This window comes from Pseudomonas sp. B21_DOA (assembly GCA_030544685.1).
GTDB lineage: Bacteria > Pseudomonadota > Gammaproteobacteria > Pseudomonadales > Pseudomonadaceae > Aquipseudomonas > Aquipseudomonas fluorescens_AO.
The window spans coordinates 2,403,922-2,426,528 of the sequence record CP086683.1; the positions used below are offsets into that span (position 1 = coordinate 2,403,922).

Consider the following 22,607-nt stretch of genomic DNA (forward strand, 5'->3'; position numbering starts at 1 on the left):
TTGTGGACGAGAAACAACGTTACGACGAAGGCATGCAAGTCCGCCGTGCGGTGCTGGGCGATGCCCACGTCGATCGCAGCCTGACCACGCTGACCGAGTTCAACTCGGAATTCCAGGAGATGATCACCCGCCACGCCTGGGGCGACATCTGGACCCGCCCGGGCCTGCCCCGCCATACCCGCAGCCTGATCACCATCGCCATGCTGATCGGCATGAACCGCGAGGGCGAACTGAAACTGCACCTGCGCGCGGCGGCCAACAACGGCGTCAGCCGCGGCGAGATCAAGGAAGTGATCATGCAGAGCGCGATCTACTGCGGAATTCCGGCGGCGAATGCGACGTTTCATCTGGCGGAATCGGTGTGGGATGAGCTAGGAGTCGAATCCCGGGATTGATGGCGCCCGAAATTACGCCTTCGCGAGCAAGCTCGCTCCCACATTGGAGTTGTGTCGATCACAAAAATGTGGGAGCGAGCTTGCTCGCGAAGACCATTTCATATTCGACAGAGATGTCGACTGAAGCTGCGCTTTCGCGAGCAGGCTCGCTCCCACAGTGGGGCATGTGTGGTTAGAGAAGGCTGATCGGGTAGCTGACGATCAACCGGTTCTCGTCGAACTCGTTGTTGCTGAAGTCGCGGCGCATGGTCGAGTTGCGCCATCTGACGTTCAAATCCTTCAAAGTGCCGCTCTGCACCGTGTAACCCAGTTCCGACTCGCGACCCCATTCCTTGCCGTCGGTGATCGTTCCGGTGTGCACGTTGTCGCCGCTGATGTAGCGGTTCATCAGGGTCAGGCCGGGGATGCCCATGGCGGCGAAATTGTAGTCGTGACGCAACTGCCAGGAGCGTTCCTGAGCGTTGTCATAACTGGCGTTGTAGCTGTCGTTGGCCAAGGTGCCGCCACTGGTACCGTTGACGCGCATCCACGCACTGTCGCCGGTGAGTTTCTGCAGGCCGACATAGAAGGTGTTGCCGCCGTACTTGGCCGAGAACATCCCATACCAGGTCTTGTTATCCAGATCGCCGGCACGCGCGCTGCCATCTTCCTTGCCGTAGAAAAAGCCGAGGTTGGCGCCCAGCGTCCAGTCGCCGAGCGGCTGGCTGTGCAGCACGTTGAGGTACTGCTGGCTGTAGATGTCCTTGAGTTGCGCGTTCCACAAGCCGACCTGCGTGCGCTTGTCGTTGAACAGGTATTCGCCGCCCTGGAAGTTGAAGCGATCTGAGGTGAACGCGGCTTTGCCGGTCATCGACATGTCGCTCATGCTGCTGTCGTCGCGCGGGCTGTTGGCGCGGAACTGGCCGCCATAGAGGGTCAGGCCGGCGATTTCCTTCGAGGTGATCTGGCCGCCACGGAAGGTCTGCGGCAGCGAGCGACCGTCGTCCGAACGCAGAATCGGCAGCACCGGCATCCACTCACCGACCTTGACTTCGGTCTGCGAAAGCCTGGCCTTGAAGGCGACGTTGGTGCGGCCAAAGTTGTCCGCAGGGCGACCGTCATGGTCCAGCGGCAACAGCTGCGTACCGCCCGTGCCTTTGCCGCCATCAAGCTTGACCGAATACAGCCCGAGCACGTCCATGCCGAAACCGACGGTGCCTTGGGTGAAACCGGATTTGGCGTCGAGGATGAAACTCTGCGTCCACTCCTCAGCCTTGCCCTGGGTCTTGGTCGGGTTGGTGAAATTACGGTTGATGTAGAAGTTGCGCAGGTTGAGGTTGACCTTCGCGCCTTCAACGAAGCCTCCTTCTTCAGCGCTGGCTGGCAGGGCCAGACCGGCGATGGCCAGGGCGATCACACCGGGCAATGCATAAGGCACAGGGAAAACTGTCATGGACTTGGGTCTCTCTTGTTTTTTAGGGCGAACGGCTGCGCTGGCGCGGCGTTGGCGGCGCAGGTGGGGCAATGCGGATTCGGGGTGGAACGGTGGCGGTCAGCCGGGCGGGGCAGGGCGCTGGAGCATGGGGTCGAACCTTCTTGTTATTGGTTTCTGAGGCGAATGGTGAAGGGCCTTGAGGTTCGGGTTCAATCGCTGAAGACGGGTTTTGGGCGGTTATCGAACACTCAGTTGTGTATTGGCAGGACGGCCCCTTCGCGAGCAGTCTCCTTCCGTTCGATCTGTATCGCTACATGAGCGAGCCTGCTCTCTAATGTTGGAGAAAATTTCGTATCTTCGGTTAAGAACACCGCGCTGCCTAGCTGTCAACTCTGACAGTAGTGGTTATTGGTTTTTCAGCTTATGTTCCCTCTTAAAGCAGTCGTAGTCACACTGATCGGAAGAAGGGAATATTATTATGAAAGATAAAGAGCAGGTGTCGACCTCAGATGTCAAATCAGGAGAAATCAATGTTATTGAAAGCGTGACAGGATTTGTTGAGTTGGAAATTACCAAAGGGGCTGGAATGCCCGAGAAATGCAAGTCTGATTGGTTCAACTTTTACATAACGAGTTCGCGAACTGTTGTCCAGGCTCTTTTCGGAGAGGATACGGGGGAAAGGGTTCCTTCGTTCATGGTTCTTGCCAAGGAAAAGTTGAAGGTCGCTACTTACGAAATCAAGGATCCATTTGAAGACGGATGGAGGGTTTATGGCATTTATGGTGTTGGACATCCAGGGAACGTCGGAGGGGACGCGTTCGGCAAGGGCAAACTGAAGGTAGACGAAATTTCAAACTCAGCTTCCGGACAATCTATAAAAGGCTCTTTCGAGTTTATATACACCGATATCGAAAACGTTGTGGTTAAGGTTGTAGCAAGGGAGTTCTGGGCAAAAAACAAGGGCATAGACTTTGGTGTGTAGAGTAAATGAGATCATTATTTTCTTTGAATTAAAAAACCCACCGACTGGTGGGTTTTTTAATTACTGCAATCAGAACAGCTTCATCTTCGGTGCTTCTTCTTTCAGCGGTTCGTTCTGCGCGGTTTGCGCATTCCAGCCACCGCCCAAGGCCTTGTACAGGTTGACCGCACTGGTCAGCTGCGCGAGGCGGTCGGTGATCAACGCTTGTTGCGCGCTGAACAACTGACGCTGGGCATCGAGGAAGGTCAGGTTGCTGTCGACGCCGATGCGGTAGCGACGTTCGGCCAAGCGGTAGTAATCCTGGTTGGCCTGAACGAAGTCACGCTGCGCTTGCAACTGCTCGGTGTAGGTCTGGCGCGCGGCGAGGCCGTCGGCGACTTCCTGGAAGGCGGTCTGGATCGACTTCTCGTAGTTCGCCACGCCAATGTCCTTCTGGATCTTGGCGTAGTCGAGGCTGGCGCGCAGGCTGCCGGCGTTGAAGATCGGCAGGTTGATCTGCGGCTGGAACAGCCACGTCCCCGAACCACCCTTGAACAGGCCGGACAGATCCGGGCTCAGGCTGCCCGCGTTGGCGGTCAGGCTGATGCTCGGGAAGAACGCTGCACGCGCCGCGCCGATGTTGGCGTTGGCCGCTTTCAGGTTGTACTCGGCTTGCAGAATGTCCGGGCGGCGTTGCAGCAGATCCGAAGGCAGACCGGCCGGCACGTCGCTGAGCAGGTCATCGGACAGCGGTTTGGCCGCTTGCAGGTTGGCCGGGATACCGGTGCCAAGCAGCAGGGTCAGGCTGTTTTCGTCCTGCGCGACCTGGCGGGTATAACGCGCCAGTTGTGCCCGGGCGTTTTCCACGGAAGTGCGCGACTGCGCCAGATCCAACGCCGAGGCCACACCGACTTCGTTGCTGCGGCTGGTCAGCTTGTAGCTTTCTTCGAAGGCACCCAGGGTGTCCTGCGTCAGCTTGAGCAGTTCCTTGTCCGCCTGCCAGGTCAGGTAGGCATTGGCGACGTTGGCGACCAGACTGATCTGCGTACTGCGGCGTGCTTCTTCAGTAGCGAAGTATTGTTGCAGCGCTTGCTCGCTCAGGCTGCGCACCCGACCGAACAGATCGAGTTCGTAGGCGCTGACGCCGACGGTCGCCGAGTAGGAGCTGGTGATCCCCGACTCGCCGGTCTGCGAGGCACGGGCCGGCAGACGCTGGCGGCTGCCAGCGGCATTGGCCGACACTGCCGGGAACAGGTCGGCGCGCTGGATGCGGTACTGCGCCGCGTAAGCGTCGATGTTCAGCGCCGCGACACGCAGGTCGCGGTTGTTTTCCAGGGCGACCTGGATCAGCTGTTGCAGGGCCGGGTCATGGAAAAACTGCTTCCAGCCCTGTTCGGCAGCGGCTTGCGCCGGAGCCTGGGCCGGCGAATACGCCGGCCCCTGCGGGTACTGGCCTGCGACCGGAGCCTCAGGCTGCTGATAGTCAGGTATCAGCGAGCAACCGCTCAGCACGAAGGCAGCGACTGCGATGGAGAGTAGCGACTTGCTCATTGGCCAGCCTCTTTAGGAGTTTCAGTAGTCTCATCCGCGTCGGTCTTTTTGCGCTGACCGATGGACGACACAGTAACGAAGAACAGTGGGACCCAGAAGATCGCCAGGATCGTGGCCGTGAGCATACCGCCAATCACGCCGGTACCGATCGCATGTTGACTGCCTGAACCGGCGCCGGTGGAGATCGCCAGCGGCACAACACCGAGGACGAAGGCCAGCGAGGTCATGATGATCGGGCGCAGACGCATGCGGCAGGCTTCGATTGCCGCTTCACGCAGGGTGCGTCCCTGTTCATGCAGTTCCTTGGCGAATTCGACAATCAGAATGGCGTTTTTAGCCGCCAGACCGATGGTCGTCAACAAGCCCACCTGGAAGTACACGTCGTTGGACAGACCGCGCAGGCTGGTGGCCATCAGTGCACCGATAATCCCCAGCGGTACCACGAGCATGACAGCGATCGGAATCGACCAGCTCTCATACAGCGCCGCCAGACACAGGAACACCATCAGCAGCGACAGGGCATACAGCGCCGGCGCTTGCGAGCCGGACAGACGTTCCTCGTAGGACAGACCGGTCCAGGAGATACCCACACCGGACGGCAGCTTCTTGGCAATCGCTTCGACTTCAGCCATCGCTTCACCGGTGGAGTAGCCCGGCGCCGGAGCCCCGAGGACCTCGACCGCTTCCACACCGTTATAGCGCGCCAGCTTCGGCGAACCGTAGACCCACTCGCCCTTGGCAAATGCCGAGAACGGAACCATGGTGCCTTCGGCGTTACGCACGTACCACTTCTTCAAGTCTTCCGGGCTCATGCGCGAGTCCGGCTGGCCCTGCACGTAGACTTTCTTCACCCGACCACGGTCGATGAAGTCGTTGACGTAGCTACTGCCCAGCGCGATCGACAGGGTGTTGTTAATGTCGCTGATGGTGATGCCGAGGGCACTGGCCTTCTCGTCGTCGATTTCCAGTTGGAACTGCGGCTCATCGTTCAGGCCGTTCGGACGCACCTGGGTCAGCACCTTGCTTTGCGCCGCCATGCCGAGGAACTGGTTGCGCGCTTCCATCAGTTTTTCGTGGCCGATACCGGCACGGTCCTGCAGGAACACGTCGAAACCGGTGGCGTTACCCAATTCCAGAACCGCTGGCGGGGCGAAGGCAAACACCATCGCGTCGCGGAAGCTGAAGAAGTGTTGCTGGGCACGCGCAGCGAGGTTGAACACGCTGTTGTCGGCGTTACGTTCGCCCCACGGCTTGAGCATGATGAACGCCATACCCGAGCTCTGACCACGGCCGGCGAAGTTGAAGCCGGTCACGGTAAACACCGAAGCCACCGCGTCCGCCTCACCGCCGTCCTTGTTCGGACGCAGCAGGTACTCACGCATTTCATCCACCACCACCTGCGTACGCTGGGCACTGGAACCGGCCGGGGTCTGCACCTGAGCGAACAGAACGCCCTGGTCTTCTTCCGGGAGGAACGCGGTCGGGATGCGGGTGAACAGCCAGATCATGCCCACGACGATCAGCAGATACGCCAGCAGGTACGGCGCCTTGCGGGTCAGCATGTTGCCGACGCCACGCTCATAGCTGCGTACGCCACGGTCGAAGTTGCGGTTGAACCAGCCGAAGAAACCTTTCTTCGGGGTGCCGTGCTCGCCTTTGGGAATCGGCTTGAGCATGGTTGCGCACAGCGCCGGGGTGAAGATCAGGGCAACCAGTACCGACAGGGCCATCGCCGAAACGATGGTGATCGAGAACTGCTTGTAGATCACACCGGTGGAGCCGCTGAAGAACGCCATCGGCAGCAGTACCGCGGAGAGCACGAGGGCGATACCGACCAGTGCACCCTGGATCTGGCCCATGGATTTCTTCGTCGCTTCTTTCGGTGACAAGCCTTCTTCGCTCATCACCCGCTCGACGTTTTCCACCACGACGATGGCGTCGTCCACCAGCAGACCGATGGCCAGCACCATGCCGAACATGGTCAGGGTGTTGATGCTGAAACCGGCGGCGGCGAGGATGCCGAATGTACCGAGCAGTACCACCGGCACGGTCATCGTGGTGATGACGGTGGCGCGGAAGTTCTGCAGGAACAGGAACATCACCAGGAACACCAGCGCGATCGCTTCGACCAGGGTGTGCACCACGCCTTTGATCGACTCGGTCACCACCGGGGTGGTGTCATACGGGAACACCACTTCCATGCCTTGCGGGAAGAACGGCTTGAGGCTGTCGATGGTGTTGCGCAGCGCTTTGGCCGTATCGAGGGCGTTGGCGCCGTTGGCCAGTTTCACCGCCAGACCGGACGCCGGGCTGCCGTTGAACTGGGCGCTGATCGCGTAGTTCTCACCGCCGAGGCCGACTTCAGCCACGTCTTTGAGGCGAACCTGCGAGCCGTCCTTGTTGACCTTGAGGAGGATTTCCTTGAACTGCTCGGCGGTCTGCAGACGGGTCTTGCCGATGATCGTCGCGTTCAGTTGCTGGCCCTGCACGGCAGGCAAGCCACCGAGCTGACCGGACGACACCTGGACGTTCTGCGCAGCAATGGCGTTTTTCACGTCGACCGGGGTCAGGTTGAAGTTGTTCAACTTGGCCGGGTCGAGCCAGATGCGCATCGCGTACTGCGCACCGAAGACCTGGAAGTCACCGACGCCAGCGGTCCGCGAGATCGGGTCCTGCATGTTCGACACGATGTAGTTGGACAGGTCGTCCTTGGTCATGCTGCCGTCACGCGACACCACGCCGATTACCAGCAGGAAGTTCTTCACTGCCTTGGTCACGCGGATACCCTGTTGCTGCACTTCCTGCGGCAGCAGCAGGGTGGCCAGGTTCAGCTTGTTCTGGACCTGGACCTGCGCGGTGTCGGAGTTGGTGCCTTGCTCGAAGGTTGCGGTGATGGTCATGCTGCCGTCGGAGTTACTTTCCGAAGACACATAACGCAGGTTGTCGATACCGTTGAGCTGTTGCTCGATGACCTGTACCACGGTGTCCTGCACGGTTTGTGCGGACGCGCCTGGGTAGGTCACCTGGATCGCAATGGCCGGTGGCGCAATGCTCGGGTATTGGTTGATCGGCAATTTCAGGATCGAAAGTGCCCCGACCAGCATGATCACCAGGGCGATTACCCAGGCGAAAATCGGACGGTCGATGAAGAATTTTGACATGGGTTACTCCCTTTGCCGCCGGCGGCTTTGTCAGCTGCCTGTGCGGGGGCCGGGTTCTTGGTGCCGACGTTAGTCGCCTCGGTCGCTTTGACCTCGACGCCCGGTTTGACGTACTGCAGCCCTTCGGTGATCAGACGATCGCCGGCTTTCAGGCCGTCTTCGATCAGCCACTGGCTGCCGACGGTGCGGCTGGCCTTGAGCTGACGCAGCTCGACCTTGTTGTCGGCGCCGACGACCAGCGCGGTCGGGGTGCCTTTGAGGTCGCGGGTGACGCCTTGTTGCGGCGCGAGGATCGCTGCGCTGTTGACGCCGGCCTGCAACTGGGCGTGGACGAACATGCCTGGCAGCAGGGTGTGATCCGGGTTCGGGAATACCGCGCGCAGGGTCACCGAGCCGGTGGTCTGGTCAACCGAGACTTCGGAGAATTCCAGCTTGCCGTCGAGCTTGTACTGGCTGCCGTCTTCCAGGGTCAGCTTGACCGCAGCGGCGTTGTCGCCAGCCTTCTGCAGACGGCCGCTTTCCAGTTCGCGGCGCAGTTCCAGCAGTTCCACCGACGACTGGGTCACGTCGACGTAGATCGGGTCGAGCTGCTGAATCACTGCCATTGCATCGGCCTGGCCATTGCTGACCAGTGCGCCTTCGGTGACCGAAGAGCGGCCGATACGGCCAGAGATCGGCGCGTAGACCTTGGTGTAACGCACGTTGATCTGCGCAGTCTGCAGCGACGCTTCCGATTGCAGGCGGTTGGCCAGTGCGGTGTCGTATTCCTGACGGCTCACGGCTTGTTCGTCGACCAGTTGCTTGTAGCGGTCGGAAATCGACTTGGTCGAACGCAGCTCGGCTTCGGCGCTTTTCAGCGTAGCTTCATAGACCGACGGATCGATCTGATACAGCTGCTGGCCGGCTTTGACGTCGGCACCTTCCTTGAACAGGCGCTTGAGAATGATGCCGTTGACCTGCGGGCGAACTTCCGCGATGCGGAACGCACTGGTGCGGCCCGGAAGTTCCGAGGTCAGGGTAAAGGCTTGTGGTTGCAGGGTGACGACGCCGACCTGAGGAGGCGGAGCGGCTGGGGCCGCTTCTTCCTTTTACATCCGCTGAGCAGCGATGCCAGGGCGACGGCAGTGACCAGAGCGGTAACAGCTGGCTTGAATTGCATGAAGATCCTCGGGTCAGGCGCGCAAGAAGCGCACAAGAAGTGTGAAAGAGTAAAAATCGGGCACCGGGTGGATAAGTAGCTTGCTAAGTAATATACTTACGTTCATGGTTGTTTGTAAACACCTGCGCCGCGTACCCACCCTGATACAAAAGCCGTCGCAAGGTTTGAAATTGTAGGCCGGGGAGTCGATTCACGAGAGATCGCCCCTCTTTATTCAGCGGATATTCAGCCATCCCTGAAACATCCTGTTTGAGGTTTTACTGCCATGGTCCGTCGTACCAAAGAGGAAGCTCAGGAAACCCGCAGCCAGATTCTGGAAGCGGCCGAGAAAGCCTTTTATGAAAGGGGGTTGCCCGCACCACCCTGGCGGACATCGCGACCCTCGCCGGCGTGACGCGTGGCGCCATCTACTGGCATTTCAGCAACAAGGCCGACCTCGTCCAGGCCATGCTCGACAGCCTGCACGAACCGCTGGATGAACTGGCCAAGGCCAGCGAAAGCGAAGACGAACCGGACCCGCTGGGCTGCATGCGGCAGTTGCTGATTCATTTGTTTCATCAAGTTGCACTGGACCCGAAAACCCGGCGCATCAACGAAATTCTGTTTCATAAGTGCGAGTTCACCGATGAAATGTGCGATCTGCGCCAGCAGCGCCGGACGGCCAGTCTCGATTGCAACGTGCGTATCGGCCTGACCCTGCGTAATGCGGTGAATCGCGGCCAGTTGCCGGAAGACCTCGACACTGCCCGCGCGGCGATCAGCATTCATGCCTACATCGACGGCCTGCTGTACGGCTGGCTGCTGGCTCCGGACAGCTTCGAACTGCATGCCGAGGCTGAACGCTGGGTCGACACCGGGCTGGACATGCTGCGCCTGAGCCCAAGCCTGCGCAAATGAAACAAAATGCGCAATTGCCCGGCAGGATGTCAATCAGCCGCCATGGCCGATTATTGCGGCGGGGAGTTTAAACGTAGCCAGCCGTGGATTTTGTAGGGAAATTGTGTCGCTGTTGTGAAACGTTGTTCGCTGGCTCTTACCCTGCGCCAACAACAAAAGCCCCGGACTCTCACAAGTCCGGGGCTTTTTCATTGCTGCACTACAGCGTGCTTACAACGTCGGATAGTCGATATAACCCACCGGACCCTTGCCGTAGAACGTCTCCGGATGCGGCTCGTTCAACGGCGCATCAGCCTGCAAACGTGCCGGCAGATCCGGGTTGGCAATGAACGGCACGCCGAAAGCGACCGCGTCTGCCTTGCCACTGGCCAGCCACTCGTTGGCGCTTTCCTTGGTGAACTTCTCGTTGGCAATGTATGGGCCACCGAACGCTTCTTTCAGTCGCGGACCGAGGCTGTCGGCGCCTTCTTTTTCGCGCGAGCAGATGAACGCGATGCCGCGCTTGCCCAGTTCACGGGCGACGTAGGTGAAGGTCTCGGCGAGGTTGTCATCGCCCATGTCGTGGGAATCGGCACGCGGTGCCAGGTGCACACCAACGCGGCCGGCACCCCAGACTTCGATCGCGGCGTCGGTCACTTCCAGCAGCAGGCGTGCACGGTTCTCCAGCGAGCCGCCGTACTGGTCGGTGCGCTGGTTGGTGCTGCTTTGCAGGAACTGGTCGAGCAGGTAACCGTTGGCGCCGTGGATTTCCACGCCGTCGAAACCGGCGGCTTTGGCATTCTCGGCGCCAGTGCGGTAGGCGTCGACGATGTCGGCGATTTCAGCGGTTTCCAGGGCGCGTGGGGTTGGATAGTCGGCCAGTGGACGCACCAGGCTGACGTGGCCCTTTGGCTGGATGGCGCTTGGCGCGACCGGTGCTTCACCGTTCAGGTACGAAGGGTGAGAGATGCGGCCAACGTGCCACAGTTGCAGGAAGATCTTGCCGCCAGCGCCGTGAATCGCCTTGGTCACGTTGGCCCAGCCACGCACTTGATCGTTGGACCAGATGCCCGGGGTGTCCGGGTAGCCGACGCCCATCGGCGTTACCGACGTGGCTTCGCTGAGGATCAGGCCGGCCGAGGCGCGTTGTACGTAGTATTCGGCCATCAGCGCGTTCGGCACACGGCCTTCGTCGGCGCGGCAGCGGGTCAGCGGGGCCATGATGATGCGGTTGTTCAGCTCGATGTCGCCGAGTTTGATCGGGTCGAAAATAGTCGCCATGTCTAGAAGCCTCTCTTTAATGAAGGAAGTTGATCAGTTGGAAGCAGGCGCCAGCTCGGCATTGCCGTTCTGGCGGAAGGTAATCAGGGTCACCAGCAGGGCCAGTACAGCCAGCGCGGCGGCAGCCAGTGGCACGCTGGTCAGGCCGTAGCCGTGGGCAATGACGCTGCCGCCGACCCAGGCACCGAGGGCGTTGCCAACGTTGAAGGCGCCGATGTTCAGGGTCGAAACCAGGTTCGGCGCAGCCTTGCCGAAGGTCACCACATTGACCTGCAGCGCCGGCACAGCGGCGAAACACGCGGTGGCCCAGAGGAACAGGGTGATCTCGGTCGGGATCAGCGCAACGCTGGTCCAGCTCAGTACCGTGGAAACCACGGCCATGGCGATAAACACGCCGATCAGCGTGGCGGCCATGCCTTTGTCGGCGAGTTTGCCGCCGATGATGTTGCCGACCGTCAGGCCCAGACCGATGAGCATCAGCGTCCAGGTCACGCCACGCGGCGACACGCCGGTGACTTCACCGAGCAGCGGCGCAACGTAGGTGAACAGGGTGAAGACCGAGGCGGCGAACAGCGCGGTCATGCTCAGCGACAGCCAGATGCCGGCGCCTTTGAGCGCGGCGAGTTCGGCGCGCATGTCGAGTTTTTCTTCGTCACGCTTGGCCGGCAGGAACCGGATCAGGCCGATCAGCGCGATCACACCGATGACGGTCACCGCCCAGAAGGTCGAACGCCAGCCGGCTTCCTGACCCAGCGCCGTGCCCAGTGGTACGCCCAAAACATTGGCCAGGGTCAGACCGGTGAACATCAACGCGACCGCCGAGGCACGTTTGTTTGGCGCGACCAGATTGGCCGCCACCACCGAGCCGATGCCGAAGAATGCACCGTGGCACAGCGCGGTGACCACTCGGGCAAACATCAGCACGTTGTAGTCGCTGGCGATGGCGCAGAGCAGGTTGCCGACAATAAAGATGCCCATCAACGCCACCAGCGCGGCCTTGCGCGGCAGTTTCGCGGTGGCCAGCGCCATGAACGGTGCACCGATGGCCACGCCCAGGGCGTAACCGGTGACCAGCCAGCCAGCGCCGGGAATCGACACACCGAGGTCCGCCGCCACGTCGGGCAGCAGGCCCATGATGACGAACTCGGTGGTGCCGATGGCGAAGGCGCTCAGGGCGAGAATGAGGAGCGAAAGGGGCATGCAGGTTTCCTTGTCGGCTGGCTGACGTTAAGGGTCAGAGCTCTTTACTGAGGGTGCTGAGAAACGCCTGGATGACGTCCTCGTTACGTTTGAAAAAATGCCACTGCCCGGCCTTCTGGCTGCTGATCAGCCCGGCGCGTTGCAGGGTCGCCAGGTGCGCCGACACGGTCGATTGCGACAGGCCGCAACGCTGATCGATCTGCCCGGCGCAAATACCGTATTCATGGTTGTGCAACTGCTCGGGGAATTCGCCTTTCGGGTCTTTCAGCCAGTTGAGGATGTCTCGCCGTACTGGGTGCGCCAGGGCTTTTATTATTTCGTCGAGGTCGAGGTTCATGGCTTGGGCTCGTGGTGGCAGTGGCGATATATCGCGATGGAGCGAACTTTAAATCGTTGGATCGCGATATACCAATATGAAAATGGTCTGACGAGCCAATAAATCGCTATATCGGGTTATAACGATATGGGCGTGTCGGATGACCGGACGCGGTGCTAAGCTGCGCCCATGAACTATCTCGCGCATTTGCATCTCGGCGGCCAGCGCCCCGGTCAGTTACTCGGCAGCCTCTATGGCGACTTCGTCAAAGGTCGGCTGCAAGGCCAGTTCGACCCGGAAGTGGAGGCGGCGATCGCGCTGCATCGGCGCATCGATGTGTTCACTGATCGGCATCCCTTGGTCGACATCGCTTTGGGCCGCTTTACCGAAACGCGGCGGCGTTACGCCGGAATCGTCCTCGATGTGTTTTTCGATCACTGCCTGGCGCGAGACTGGCCGCTGTATGCCGACCGACCGCTGGAGCAGTTCACCGCAGACGTCTATCAGGTGCTGTCCCGCGAACGACAGTTGCCGGAACGGCTGGCAAAGATCGCCCCGCACATGGTCGCCAACGACTGGCTGGGCTCGTATCGCGAATTCGAGGTGCTGGAACAGGTGTTGCGCGGGATCTCGCGGCGCCTGACCAGACCCGAGGAATTGGCCGGGGCGATGGCGGAGTTGCGACGCTTGTATGAACCGTTGAGTGAAGATTTCAGCCTGTTTTACCCGCAACTGCAGGATTTTGCAGTGCAATCACATACAACCTGAATTCCTGTGGGAGCTGGCTTGCCAGCGATAGCTTCGGCACATTCAACTTTGATGTTGATTGATCGACCGCTTTCGCGGGCAAGCCCGCTCCCACAGGGGGCCAAGGTGATTTTGGCATTTGTGTTTCAGGCAGCGATTGCCGGGCGCATGGGCGATTGTCGGGTTTCCGGAATCGATCCAAACAACACCTTCTGCACCGCCTGCTGCGCTTCGAACGCCAGCGCCGCACGTTCGCGGCCCTGGCATTCAATCGGCTTGAGCAGATGCACTTCGACGTCGCCGCAGTCATGGCTGAACAGGCGCATCAGGTGCGAGAGCAAATCATCGTCGCCAATGAACGGTGCGAGCGTGTCGATTTCGCCGTCACGCAGATAACGGATCGCCACCGGTTGCAGCATCACCTCCGAATCGATCGCCGCCGACAGCAGTCGGCCATGAAAAGTGCGCAGCGAACGGCCATCGGTGGTGGTGCCTTCGGGGAACATCAGCAGTGCATGTTCGGTTTGCAGATGGCGGGTCATCTGCTTGCGGATCAACTGGCTGTCGCCCGACCCACGGCGGATGAACAGGCTGCCGGCCTTGGCCGCGAGCCAGCCGGCCACCGGCCAGGTGCGCACCTCGGCCTTGGACAGAAACGACAGCGGCGTGAGCATGCCCAGCAGCGGAATGTCGGTCCACGAGACGTGATTGCTGACCCACAGCATCGGCTGTTTTGGCAGCTCGCCATGGACGCTCACGCGAAACGGCAGGGCATTGCTCAGCCGCGCCATGAAGAAGCGCGACCAGCGCTGACGCCGCTCCATCGAATGAGCCAGACCGAGGCGTTCGAACACGCCGAAGACGCTGGCCATGGTCAGCCCCAGCGTCACCACCAGCAGCACTCGCGCGATTCGCGCGTACACCCGCAACCGGCTCATCACACCGCCGCCTTGAAGTGCCTGGCGTAGCGCGGGCAGAGTTCGTCGCGCTTGAGCAGGATGAACACGTCGGCGACCTGGAAGTCTTCGTCCCAGCACGGCTCGCCGCAGATCTTCGCACCGAGGCGCATGTAGGCCTTGAGCAGCGGCGGCATTTCGGCGATGACGTTGGACGGGATATCCAGCGTCGGCAGCGGATTTTTCGGCTCGGCGCGCAGATGTTCGGTGCACAGATAACGTTCGCGCAGACGTTGCATGATCGCGTGGGCCTGAATGCCGCCGTCCTGCATCGGGATGCTCGCGCAACCCATCAGGTAGCTGTAGCCGCCCTGGTTGAGCACTTCGGCCAATTCGCCCCAGAGCACGGCGATGGTGCCGCCGTTGCGGTACGCCGGATCGACGCAGGTGCGGCCGATTTCCAGGATCGGGCCTTGCAGATGCGCCAAACCGTGCAGGCTGAATTCCTCTTCACTGTAGAACTTGCCGAGGCTGCTGGCGGCGGTGTGATCGAGCAGACGCGTGGTCGCCACCAAGCGCCCGGTGTTCAGATCACGCACGCCGATGTGGCTGCAGTGAACATCATAATCATCCATGTCCAGACCCAGTTCGGCGCCTTTCAGTTTGGCGTTGAATTCGCCGCTGAAGACGGCGAAGCGCAGGGCCTGGGCTTGCTGCAAGGCTTGTGCGCCGATCAGGCGTTCGGCTTGCAGGCGGCGTTCATTGCCGGTGTCGCTGATGCGGGCGATTTGCGTCATGTGAATCTCCGTACGGGCCTTTAACCCGTCGTGGGTTGCAGCCGATCGACTTTCTTTATGCAGCCGTGTTGTGCAAAGTCAGGCTATGTAGCCCCGGTGTCATCGCCATGAACGTTCGGTGATGCTTATATGACAGCCCACAAGGAGGCGCCCATGCCCTGGACAGATCTGCTGCATCGCCGTGAACGCTTGCCCGCCGTTGCCGATCTGGCCGAGGGCTTTGCGACGCTGTTGCAGACGCTGGGCAACGTCACGCCGTTCGAATTGGCGGTGGCCGGCGGGCGGCGGATGGCCACGCCGGGGCTGGCGTTTCTGGTTGGTTATCAGGCGGCGCTGCGCATGTTGTGGCCGAGCGCGCCGCTGAGCCTTGGCGCCTTGTGCGCGACCGAACAACGCAGCCTGCGCCCGGCCGAGATGCAAACGCGGCTGCGCGATTTGCGCTTGAGCGGACGCAAGGATTTCGTCACCGCCGGCGATGCCGCCGACTGGCTGCTGGTGGCGGCACGTAGTGAGGAGCCGGGCGAAACACCGCGCCTGAGTCTGGCGGTGGTGTATCCCGGCGAGCCCGGCGTGAAGGTGGAAAAACTACCGGCGTTGCCGCTGATGCCGGACATCAGCCACGGCCGCCTGCACCTCGACGGCGCCCTGTGCGAGCTGCTCGCTGGCGATGGCTGGGACGCCTACGTCAAACCGTTTCGCAGTCTTGAGGATGTCTACGTGCTCAGCGCCATGACCGCGTGGCTGTACGGCATCGGCCAGGACAGCAATTGGCCGCAGGCCCTGCAATTGCGTTTGCTGGCGCTGCTGGCCGGGTGCGCCGAGGCCAGCCGGCAAGCGCCGAGCAATCCGGCCGGACATGTGCTGTTGGATGGGTTGTTTGCGCAGTTTGAATCCCTCAAGACCGAGGTAGATCAGGCGTTGTTGCAGGGTGATCCTGCGTGTGCGGCGATGTGGCAGCGTGATCAAGGCGTGATGCAGTTGGCTGCAGGGGCCCGGGCCAAGCGCTTGGCCAAGGCTCTTGCGTTGGCCTGACTGGCCTCATCGCGGGCAAGCCCGCTCCCACAGGTTTCAAAGGTGTTCATGAAATGTGCGTTCACTTGGGACCCCTGTGGGAGCTGGCTTGCCAGCGATGGCAATTTCATGGACGACCAACATCTAAAATTTGTCATGAGCTCCGACTAGGCTCAGCAGGTTCATTCCCAGAGCCTCAACCATGTTCAAAGGCCTGTCCCTGTTCCTGCTGCTGATCAGCCTCACCGCCCACGCCGAACAATGGCCCGGCGAGCAATGGCCGACCGCCCCGCAGATCGCCGGCCCGGCCGTCGATGCGCTGGAAACCTACGCCTTCGCGCCCCGCAACGACGCCACCCGCGAAGGCATCCGCACCGACGCCTTGCTGATCATCCGCGACGGCCAGATTCTCTACGAACGCTACGCCGCTCCGACCACTGCACAGACTCCGCACCTGACCTGGTCAATCAGCAAAGCCTGCTGGCCACGCTCCTCGGCGTGGCCTACGGCGAAGGCCTGTTCAAGCTCGACGATCCGGCGCTGAAGTTCTACCCGGCGCTGGACAAACACCCGGCGATCACCCTCGGCCATCTGCTGAACTGGGCCTCCGGTCTCGATTGGCAGGAGGACTACGAATACGCGCCGCTGAAATCTTCGGTGGTGGCGATGCTCTACACCCGCGGCCATCGCGACATGGCCGCGTTCACTGCGGACCACGACGCCTACGCCGCAGCGGGCCAGGCTTTCCGGTATTCCAGCGGTGACAGCAATCTGCTTGCCGCCGCCCTGAAAACCATGGTCGGTGCAGAGCGTTATGCCGATTATCCGTGGACAGCATTGTTCGAGCCGTTGGGCATTCGCCACGCCGTGTGGGAAAGCGATGCCAGCGGTACATTTGTCGCCTCGTCCTATGCCTATCTCACTGCGCGCGATCTGGCGCGGGTCGGCCTGCTGATGGCGCGCGGCGGGCGCTGGAACGATCGGCAGTTGCTGCCCGAGGACTGGCTTGCGTTCAACCTGAAACCTTTTGCCGGCTACCAGGCGCAGCAGGACGAAGCCGTGCCCGGCGGCCATTGGTGGCTCAATCGGCCAGTCGATGGCGCACCATCACCATGGCCCGACGCCCCACCCGACACCTTCGCCGCCCTCGGCCATTGGGGCCAGGCGTTGTACGTGATGCCCAGTGAAAAGCTGGTGATCGTGCGTTACGGCGATGATCGTGATGGCAGCTATAAGCACAACGAATTGCTCAAACGCGTATTGCAGGCGGTGCGGCCATGAAGCGCTTTCTATTGTTGCTGTTGGTCGTGCTGCTCGGTTGGGGTTGGTATGAACGGGAGAATCTTTGGGCGTTCCCGGACATCATCAGCGCCTACACCGCAAAGGAATATTGCTCGTGTCGTTATGTGATGAACAACGACGCCGGGTATTGCCGTGGCTATGTGAAGCAATGGCTGCCAACCAGCGGTTTTACCGATGACCCGTCGAGCAAAACCATCACTGTCAGCGGCATGGGCCGCAGCAACAGCGCAAAGTGGCTGAGCGAACGCCAGGGCTGTCGCCTGAATCCCTGACTACACTCGATTCCGTTGTGAGTGGAGATCATGTGGGAGCTGGCTTGCCAGCGATTGCAGTGGGTCAGCCAGCGAAAATCTTGCCTGTGACGACGCTATCGCTGGCAAGCCAGCTCCCATATGGGTCTCATCATTGCATGCATCTGTGGTGATCTTCAGTTTGCAATAACTTGGCGGGCGGTTATGGTTCGTGCAGGTTTATCGCCCCCACGAGTGTTCAATGTTCAACCGCTCCCTCTATACAACCTTCGCCAGTCTGCTGTTGACCGCCGCTGCACTGCCGGCCCAGGCCAATTGGTATCTGGACGGCGAATCGTCGCGGCTGTCGTTCGTCAGCACCAAGAACGCCAGCGTGTCGGAAGTGCAGCGCTTTCTGGTGTTGCACGGCAAGGTCGATCCCAACGGTCGTGCCGAGGTCGAAGTCGAGCTCGAATCGATCAACAGCGGCATTCCGCTGCGCGATGAGCGCATGCGCAAGGAGCTGTTCCAGATCGAGCAGTTTCCCGCAGCGACCATCACTACGCAGATCGACTTGCGCCCGATCAACGATCTGGCCCCCGGCGCACAGCTGGAATTGCGCCTGCCGCTGACCGTCAGCCTGCACGGCAAGCAGCACGAATACCCGGCCGAGTTGCTCGCCACGCGTCTGGATGATCGGCGCTTTCAAGTGGTCACGCTGGAGCCGCTGGTGATCAACGCCGAGGATTTCGATCTGGCGCCGGGCCTGGAAAACCTGCGCAAACTCGCCGATCTGTCGGCGATCAGTCTGTCGGTGCCGGTGGGTGCGGTGCTGATTTTCACGGCGCGCTGACATGCGCGGTGCGGTGTTCCCCTGGCGTGACGGTAACCGTTTCGAACTGTTGATCGACGGCCCGCAGTTCTTTCCGCGCATGCTCGAGCACATTGCCGGGGCAAAAGAGCAAATCGAACTGGAGCTGTATCTGGTCGAGGCCGGTGCCTGCGCCGAAGCCATCGTCCAGGCACTGGTCGCGGCGGCCGAGCGCGGCGTGCGCGTGCGTTGCCTGTTCGATGATTACGGCAGCCTCGCGTTCACGCTGCATCTGCGCCAGCGCCTGACCCAGGCCGGGGTCGAGCTGCGTTTCTACAATCGCCTGAGCTGGCGGCGCTGGGTCGGCAATTTCTATCGTGATCACCGCAAGTTGCTGCTGGTCGATCAATGCCTGGCAGTGGTAGGCGGCACCGGCGTGACCGATGAATTCTGGACGCCGGGCCATGATGTCAGCGAGTGGCACGAGGTGATGGTCGAGATCAGCGGCCCGTTGGTGATCGATTGGCAATTGCTGTTTGACCGGCAGTGGATCGCCAACCGTTACCGCCGCGCCTGGCGCCCAGCCGCGCATTTCGGTCTGCCGCGACTGCCGCGTGTGCCGGACAAGGGCGAGGGCATGGGCCGCGTGGCTTACGCCGACGCCCGACAGCACCGCGACATTCTGCAGTCACTGTTCCGCGCCTTGAACAGCGGCCAGCAGCGCATATGGATGGCCACGCCGTACTTTCTGCCAACCTGGCAAATCCGCCGCTCGCTGCGCAAAGCCGCCGCACGCGGTGTCGATGTACGGCTGCTGCTGACCGGGCCGCGCACCGATCACCCGTCAGTGCGCTACGCCGGGCATCGCTACTATCCGCGCCTGCTCAAGGCTGGCGTGCAGATCTTCGAATACCAGCCGTGCTTCCTGCACCTGAAAATGGTTCTGGTCGACGAATGGGTGAGCATCGGTTCGTGCAACTTCGATCACTGGAATCTGCGTTTCAATCTGGAGGCGAATCTGGAGGCGCTGGACCCGGCGCTGACGGCGGCGGTGGAGGCGAGCTTTGTGAAGGATTTCGGCTTGAGTCAGCTGGTGAGTCTTGAGGAATGGCAGCGCCGACCGTTGTGGCGGCGGGTCAAGCAGCGGGTGTGGGGCTGGGTGGACCGGTTGGTGGTGAATATTCTCGACCGTCGCGGGTAGCCGTTGATTCAAAGACACCGAAAGTCCGATGTGGGAGGGGCTTGCTCTCCAAGGCGGAGTGTCATTGAGCAGATGAATGCCTGACACACCGCTTTCGGGAGCAAGCCCCTCCCACAGGTTCATGTGTTACCTGAAAAAATTACAGCAGTTCAAAGCTCTGCTGCGTCACCGCCTGCGAATCCAGGCCGATCTGTACGTTGAACTTGCCAGGCTCGGCGGCGTATTTGAGCTGGGCGTTGTAGAACTTCAGGTCTTCCTCGGTGATGGTGAAGTGCACGACTTTCTGTTCGCCGGCCTTGAGCATGATCTTCTGGAAGTTCTTCAGTTCTTTCACCGGGCGGATCATCGAACCGGTGACGTCCTGGATGTACAACTGCACCACGGTTTCGCCGTCACGCTTGCCGGTGTTCTTGACCATGACGCTGGCGTCGAGCTTGCCGCTGGCGTTCAGGGTGGTCGATGACAGCGCCATATCGCTCAGGGCGAAGGTGGTGTAGCTCAGGCCATAGCCGAACGGGAACAGCGGACCTGTGGTGTCATCGAAATACTGCGAGGTGTAGTTGCCCGGTTTGCCCGGTGTGAACGGCCGGCCAATGCTCAGGTGGTTGTAGTAGGTCGGGATCTGGCCCACGGAACGCGGGAAGGTCACCGGCAGTTTGCCCGACGGGTTGTAGTCGCCGAACAGCACGTCGGCGATGGCGTTGCCACCCTCGGTGCCGCTGAACCAGGTTTCCAGAATCGCATCGGCGGACTGGTTCTCTTCGAGAATCGTCAGCGGACGGCCGTTCATCAACACCAGCACCAGCGGTTTGCCAGTGGCTTTGAGCGCGCGGATCAATTCGCGCTGGGTTTCCGGAATGTTCAGGTCAGTCCGGCTCGAGGATTCGTGGGACATGCCACGGGACTCGCCGACAGCCGCGACGATCACGTCAGCATCCTTCGCCGCTTTCACCGCTTCGTCGATCAGCACGTTCGCCGGGCGCGGGTCATCAACCACTTCCGGGGCATCGAAGTTGAGGAAGTTCAGGTAGTCGAGGACCTTCTTGTCGCCCGTGATGTTGGCGCCACGGGCATAGATCAGGTTGGCCTTGTCGCCGATCACCGAACGCATGCCATCGAACAAAGTGACCGATTGCGCCGGACGTCCGGCGGCGGCCCAACTGCCCATCATGTCGATCGGCGCTTTTGCCAATGGACCGACCAGCGCGATTTTCGCGTCTTTCTTCAGCGGCAGGGTTTCGTTCTGATTCTTCAGCAGCACCAGACTGCGCCGCGCCACTTCGCGGGCCTCGGCGCGGTGCAGGCGGCTATCGGCGTAGGTGTCGGCCGGGTCATCCTCGGCCTTGCCGATGCGCAGGTATGGGTCCTTGAACAAGCCCATGTCGTACTTGGCCGCGAGGACTTCGCGCACGGCGTTATCGATGTCTTTCTGTTCGATCTCGCCAGACTTGAGCAGCCCCGGCAGCTCTTTGCCGTAGAGGGTGTCGTTCATGCTCATGTCGATGCCGGCCTTGATCGCCAGCTTCGCCGCTTCGCGACCGTCCCGGGCGACGCCGTGCTTGATCAGTTCGAAGATCGCGCCGTGATCGCTGACCGCCAGGCCTTTGAAGCCCCAGTCCTTGCGCAGCAGATCATTCATCAGCCAGGTGTTGGCCGTGGCCGGAATGCCGTTGATCGAATTCAACGCCACCATCACACCGCCAGCGCCGGCATCGATCGCGGCGCGGTAGGGCGGCAGGTAATCCTGGTACATCTTCACCGGGCTCATGTCGACGGTGTTGTAGTCGCGACCGCCCTCGACCGCGCCGTACAGGGCGAAATGCTTGACGCTGGCCATGATGCTGTCGGCAGCGCTTGGGGTCTCGCCCTGATAGGCCTTGACCATGACTTTGGCGATGCGCGAGGTCAGGTAGGTGTCTTCGCCGAAACCTTCGGAACTGCGGCCCCAGCGTGGATCGCGGGAGATATCCACCATCGGCGCGAAGGTGATGTCGAGGCTGTCGGCGGCGGCTTCTTTAGCCGCAACGCGACCGGACTGGCCGATGGCGTCCATGTCCCAGCTCGACGCGAGGGCCAGCGGAATCGGGAAAATCGTACGGTGACCGTGGATCACGTCGTACGCGAAAAACATCGGAATCTTCAGGCGACTGTGCATGGCAGCGTCCTGCATCGGACGGTTTTCCGCGCGGGTGATCGAGTTGAACGTGCCGCCGATGTTGCCGCCAGCGATTTCCTTGCGGATCAGCTCGCGGGGCATTTCCGGACCGATGCTGATCAGGCGCAACTGGCCGATCTTTTCGTCGAGGGTCATTTGTTTCATCAGGTTGCTGATGAAAGCGTCCTTGTTTTCCAAAGGTACCGGGGTCGTGGCGGCCAGTACCTGATGACTGGCCAGGCTGACGAACAGACCCAGCAAACACAGCTTCTTCATGAATTTTTTCTCTAGAGCCCAAACGGTGATGCAACACCGGCCAGCCAAAATGTAGGGAGCGACTATTGTTGTTCGGGTGCCGGCGCAAAATCCTGAGCCGGAAAACCGCAGCCGACAGCGGCAACGTGAACGCGAAGGGCACTTTTTAGCCGATTAACCCGTCGCATGCCAGTGGCGGCGCCGATTATGCCCCAACCGCTGGCCGGGAATGCCCAGCGCTCGGTTTTTAAATCAAATGTGTCATGGAGCATCACTGCAATGAATATCAGCTCAACCTCCCGTTCACGGTTACAGATCGCCACGTTGCTGGTGTTCGCCACGCTGTTGACCGCGTGCGGCATCAACAATATCCCGACCCTCGACGAACAGGCCAAAGCCGCCTGGGGTCAGGTGCAGAACCAGTACCAGCGCCGTGCCGACCTGATCCCCAATCTGGTGGAAACCGTGAAGGGCTACGCGGCCCACGAACAGGAAACCCTGACCGCAGTGATTGAGGCGCGAGCCAAGGCCACCTCGATTCAGGTCGATGCCAGCACCCTCGACAATCCCGAGAAGCTCAAGCAGTTCCAGCAGGCGCAGGATCAACTGACCGGCGCATTGAGCCGTTTGATGGTGGTCTCCGAGCGCTATCCGGATCTGAAGGCCAACCAGAACTTCCTCGCCCTGCAATCGCAACTCGAAGGCACGGAAAACCGCATTGCCGTGGCGCGTCGCGATTTCATTCTGGCGGTGCAGAAGTACAACACCGAGATCCGCACTTTCCCCGGTCGCCTGTGGCACAGCGTGATGTACAGCGATCTGCCGATGCGCGAAACCTTCGAAGCCACCACGCCCGGCGCGGAGAAGGCCCCGGAAGTGAAATTCTGA

17 protein-coding genes and 3 pseudogenes are annotated in these 22,607 nt (G+C 60.9%); 10 read left to right on the forward strand and 10 right to left on the reverse strand.

The window, feature by feature from the left end:
- Window positions 1-2: 2 nt before the first annotated feature.
- The gene (pcaC, locus tag LJU32_10960) at window positions 3-395 is read left to right on the forward strand and encodes a 4-carboxymuconolactone decarboxylase (protein ID WKV90598.1); all 393 of its coding nucleotides are present in this window, start codon (window positions 3-5) and stop codon (window positions 393-395) included.
- A 172-nt stretch (window positions 396-567) separates the two neighbouring features.
- Here pcaC and LJU32_10965 read toward each other — a convergent pair whose 3' ends face one another.
- Entirely contained in the window at window positions 568-1,827 is a 1,260-nt protein-coding gene (locus LJU32_10965; protein WKV90599.1) for an OprD family porin, read from the reverse strand.
- 460 nt (window positions 1,828-2,287) lie between these two features.
- Between LJU32_10965 and LJU32_10970 the strand changes: the two genes are divergently transcribed.
- Window positions 2,288-2,791 (forward strand): hypothetical protein, encoded by a 504-nt coding sequence (locus LJU32_10970; protein ID WKV90600.1) that lies wholly within the window; start codon window positions 2,288-2,290, stop codon window positions 2,789-2,791.
- A gap of 69 nt (window positions 2,792-2,860) precedes the next feature.
- Here LJU32_10970 and emhC read toward each other — a convergent pair whose 3' ends face one another.
- From emhC to emhA, 3 genes and pseudogenes are all read right to left on the reverse strand, one after another.
- Entirely contained in the window at window positions 2,861-4,321 is a 1,461-nt protein-coding gene (emhC, locus tag LJU32_10975) for an efflux RND transporter outer membrane subunit EmhC (protein ID WKV90601.1), read from the reverse strand.
- Window positions 4,318-7,482, reverse strand: a complete 3,165-nt coding sequence (emhB, locus tag LJU32_10980; protein ID WKV90602.1) for an efflux RND transporter permease subunit EmhB — start codon at window positions 7,480-7,482, stop codon at window positions 4,318-4,320. The genes emhC and emhB overlap by 4 nt, the downstream gene beginning before the upstream one ends.
- Window positions 7,440-8,641: pseudogene (gene emhA, locus LJU32_10985) on the reverse strand (efflux RND transporter periplasmic adaptor subunit EmhA). Before emhA ends, emhB begins: the two are co-directional and overlap by 43 nt.
- Window positions 8,642-8,906: 265 nt before the next feature.
- Here emhA and emhR point away from each other — a divergent pair.
- A pseudogene (gene emhR, locus LJU32_10990) lies at window positions 8,907-9,538 on the forward strand (efflux system transcriptional repressor EmhR).
- Window positions 9,539-9,748: 210 nt separating this feature from the next.
- On the opposite strand, the gene LJU32_10995 reads toward emhR, so the two are convergent.
- Genes LJU32_10995 through LJU32_11005 form a run of 3 tightly spaced genes read right to left on the reverse strand, consistent with a single transcriptional unit; the run spans window position 9,749 to window position 12,335 of the window.
- A complete protein-coding gene (locus tag LJU32_10995; GenBank protein WKV90603.1) occupies window positions 9,749-10,798 on the reverse strand; it encodes an alkene reductase in 1,050 nt (349 codons plus the stop codon).
- A 33-nt stretch (window positions 10,799-10,831) separates the two neighbouring features.
- Window positions 10,832-11,998, reverse strand: coding sequence for an MFS transporter (locus tag LJU32_11000; protein WKV90604.1), 1,167 nt, complete (start codon window positions 11,996-11,998; stop codon window positions 10,832-10,834).
- 34 nt (window positions 11,999-12,032) lie between these two features.
- Window positions 12,033-12,335, reverse strand: coding sequence for a metalloregulator ArsR/SmtB family transcription factor (locus LJU32_11005; GenBank protein WKV90605.1), 303 nt, complete (start codon window positions 12,333-12,335; stop codon window positions 12,033-12,035).
- Between the two features lie 168 nt (window positions 12,336-12,503).
- Between LJU32_11005 and LJU32_11010 the strand changes: the two genes are divergently transcribed.
- The gene (locus LJU32_11010; protein WKV90606.1) at window positions 12,504-13,082 is read left to right on the forward strand and encodes an ACP phosphodiesterase; all 579 of its coding nucleotides are present in this window, start codon (window positions 12,504-12,506) and stop codon (window positions 13,080-13,082) included.
- A 125-nt stretch (window positions 13,083-13,207) separates the two neighbouring features.
- On the opposite strand, the gene LJU32_11015 is transcribed toward LJU32_11010, so the two are convergent.
- Both LJU32_11015 and LJU32_11020 read right to left on the reverse strand, forming a co-directional pair.
- Window positions 13,208-13,999, reverse strand: coding sequence for a 1-acyl-sn-glycerol-3-phosphate acyltransferase (locus tag LJU32_11015; GenBank protein ID WKV90607.1), 792 nt, complete (start codon window positions 13,997-13,999; stop codon window positions 13,208-13,210).
- Window positions 13,999-14,754, reverse strand: a complete 756-nt coding sequence (locus tag LJU32_11020; GenBank protein ID WKV90608.1) for a GNAT family N-acetyltransferase — start codon at window positions 14,752-14,754, stop codon at window positions 13,999-14,001. The genes LJU32_11015 and LJU32_11020 overlap by 1 nt, the downstream gene beginning before the upstream one ends.
- 153 nt (window positions 14,755-14,907) lie before the next feature.
- Between LJU32_11020 and LJU32_11025 the strand changes: the two genes are divergently transcribed.
- The 5 genes and pseudogenes from LJU32_11025 to LJU32_11045 all read left to right on the forward strand — a co-directional run bounded on the left by LJU32_11025 (window position 14,908) and on the right by LJU32_11045 (window position 19,309).
- Window positions 14,908-15,786: an acyl-CoA dehydrogenase family protein gene (locus LJU32_11025; protein WKV90609.1), complete on the forward strand. Its 879-nt coding sequence runs from the start codon at window positions 14,908-14,910 to the stop codon at window positions 15,784-15,786.
- A gap of 181 nt (window positions 15,787-15,967) precedes the next feature.
- Window positions 15,968-17,046 (forward strand): annotated as a pseudogene (locus LJU32_11030) (beta-lactamase family protein).
- Entirely contained in the window at window positions 17,043-17,339 is a 297-nt protein-coding gene (locus LJU32_11035; protein ID WKV90610.1) for an amidase, read from the forward strand. Before LJU32_11030 ends, LJU32_11035 begins: the two are co-directional and overlap by 4 nt.
- Window positions 17,340-17,559: 220 nt before the next feature.
- Window positions 17,560-18,150, forward strand: coding sequence for a YceI family protein (locus LJU32_11040; protein ID WKV90611.1), 591 nt, complete (start codon window positions 17,560-17,562; stop codon window positions 18,148-18,150).
- 1 nt (window position 18,151) lies between these two features.
- The gene (locus tag LJU32_11045; GenBank protein ID WKV90612.1) at window positions 18,152-19,309 is read left to right on the forward strand and encodes a phosphatidylserine/phosphatidylglycerophosphate/cardiolipin synthase family protein; all 1,158 of its coding nucleotides are present in this window, start codon (window positions 18,152-18,154) and stop codon (window positions 19,307-19,309) included.
- 139 nt (window positions 19,310-19,448) lie between these two features.
- On the opposite strand, the gene bglX is transcribed toward LJU32_11045, so the two are convergent.
- Window positions 19,449-21,740: a beta-glucosidase BglX gene (gene bglX / locus LJU32_11050; GenBank protein WKV90613.1), complete on the reverse strand. Its 2,292-nt coding sequence runs from the start codon at window positions 21,738-21,740 to the stop codon at window positions 19,449-19,451.
- 258 nt (window positions 21,741-21,998) lie between these two features.
- Between bglX and LJU32_11055 the strand changes: the two genes are divergently transcribed.
- Entirely contained in the window at window positions 21,999-22,607 is a 609-nt protein-coding gene (locus tag LJU32_11055) for a LemA family protein (protein ID WKV90614.1), read from the forward strand.

Bases quoted from the DNA above. Each gene is read 5' to 3' on its own strand.
- LJU32_11010 (WKV90606.1), top strand. From the start codon at position 12,504: ATGAACTATCTCGCGCATTTGCATCTCGGCGGCCAGCGCCCCGGTCAG.
- LJU32_10965 (WKV90599.1), bottom strand. From the start codon at position 1,827: ATGACAGTTTTCCCTGTGCCTTATGCATTGCCCGGTGTGATCGCCCTG.
- emhB (WKV90602.1), bottom strand. From the start codon at position 7,482: ATGTCAAAATTCTTCATCGACCGTCCGATTTTCGCCTGGGTAATCGCC.
- emhC (WKV90601.1), bottom strand. From the start codon at position 4,321: ATGAGCAAGTCGCTACTCTCCATCGCAGTCGCTGCCTTCGTGCTGAGC.
- LJU32_11045 (WKV90612.1), top strand. From the start codon at position 18,152: ATGCGCGGTGCGGTGTTCCCCTGGCGTGACGGTAACCGTTTCGAACTG.
- LJU32_11020 (WKV90608.1), bottom strand. From the start codon at position 14,754: ATGACGCAAATCGCCCGCATCAGCGACACCGGCAATGAACGCCGCCTG.
- LJU32_10995 (WKV90603.1), bottom strand. From the start codon at position 10,798: ATGGCGACTATTTTCGACCCGATCAAACTCGGCGACATCGAGCTGAAC.
- LJU32_11000 (WKV90604.1), bottom strand. From the start codon at position 11,998: ATGCCCCTTTCGCTCCTCATTCTCGCCCTGAGCGCCTTCGCCATCGGC.
- LJU32_11055 (WKV90614.1), top strand. From the start codon at position 21,999: ATGAATATCAGCTCAACCTCCCGTTCACGGTTACAGATCGCCACGTTG.
- bglX (WKV90613.1), bottom strand. From the start codon at position 21,740: ATGAAGAAGCTGTGTTTGCTGGGTCTGTTCGTCAGCCTGGCCAGTCAT.
- LJU32_11005 (WKV90605.1), bottom strand. From the start codon at position 12,335: ATGAACCTCGACCTCGACGAAATAATAAAAGCCCTGGCGCACCCAGTA.
- LJU32_11035 (WKV90610.1), top strand. From the start codon at position 17,043: ATGAAGCGCTTTCTATTGTTGCTGTTGGTCGTGCTGCTCGGTTGGGGT.
- LJU32_10970 (WKV90600.1), top strand. From the start codon at position 2,288: ATGAAAGATAAAGAGCAGGTGTCGACCTCAGATGTCAAATCAGGAGAA.
- LJU32_11015 (WKV90607.1), bottom strand. From the start codon at position 13,999: ATGAGCCGGTTGCGGGTGTACGCGCGAATCGCGCGAGTGCTGCTGGTG.
- LJU32_11025 (WKV90609.1), top strand. From the start codon at position 14,908: ATGCCCTGGACAGATCTGCTGCATCGCCGTGAACGCTTGCCCGCCGTT.
- LJU32_11040 (WKV90611.1), top strand. From the start codon at position 17,560: ATGTTCAACCGCTCCCTCTATACAACCTTCGCCAGTCTGCTGTTGACC.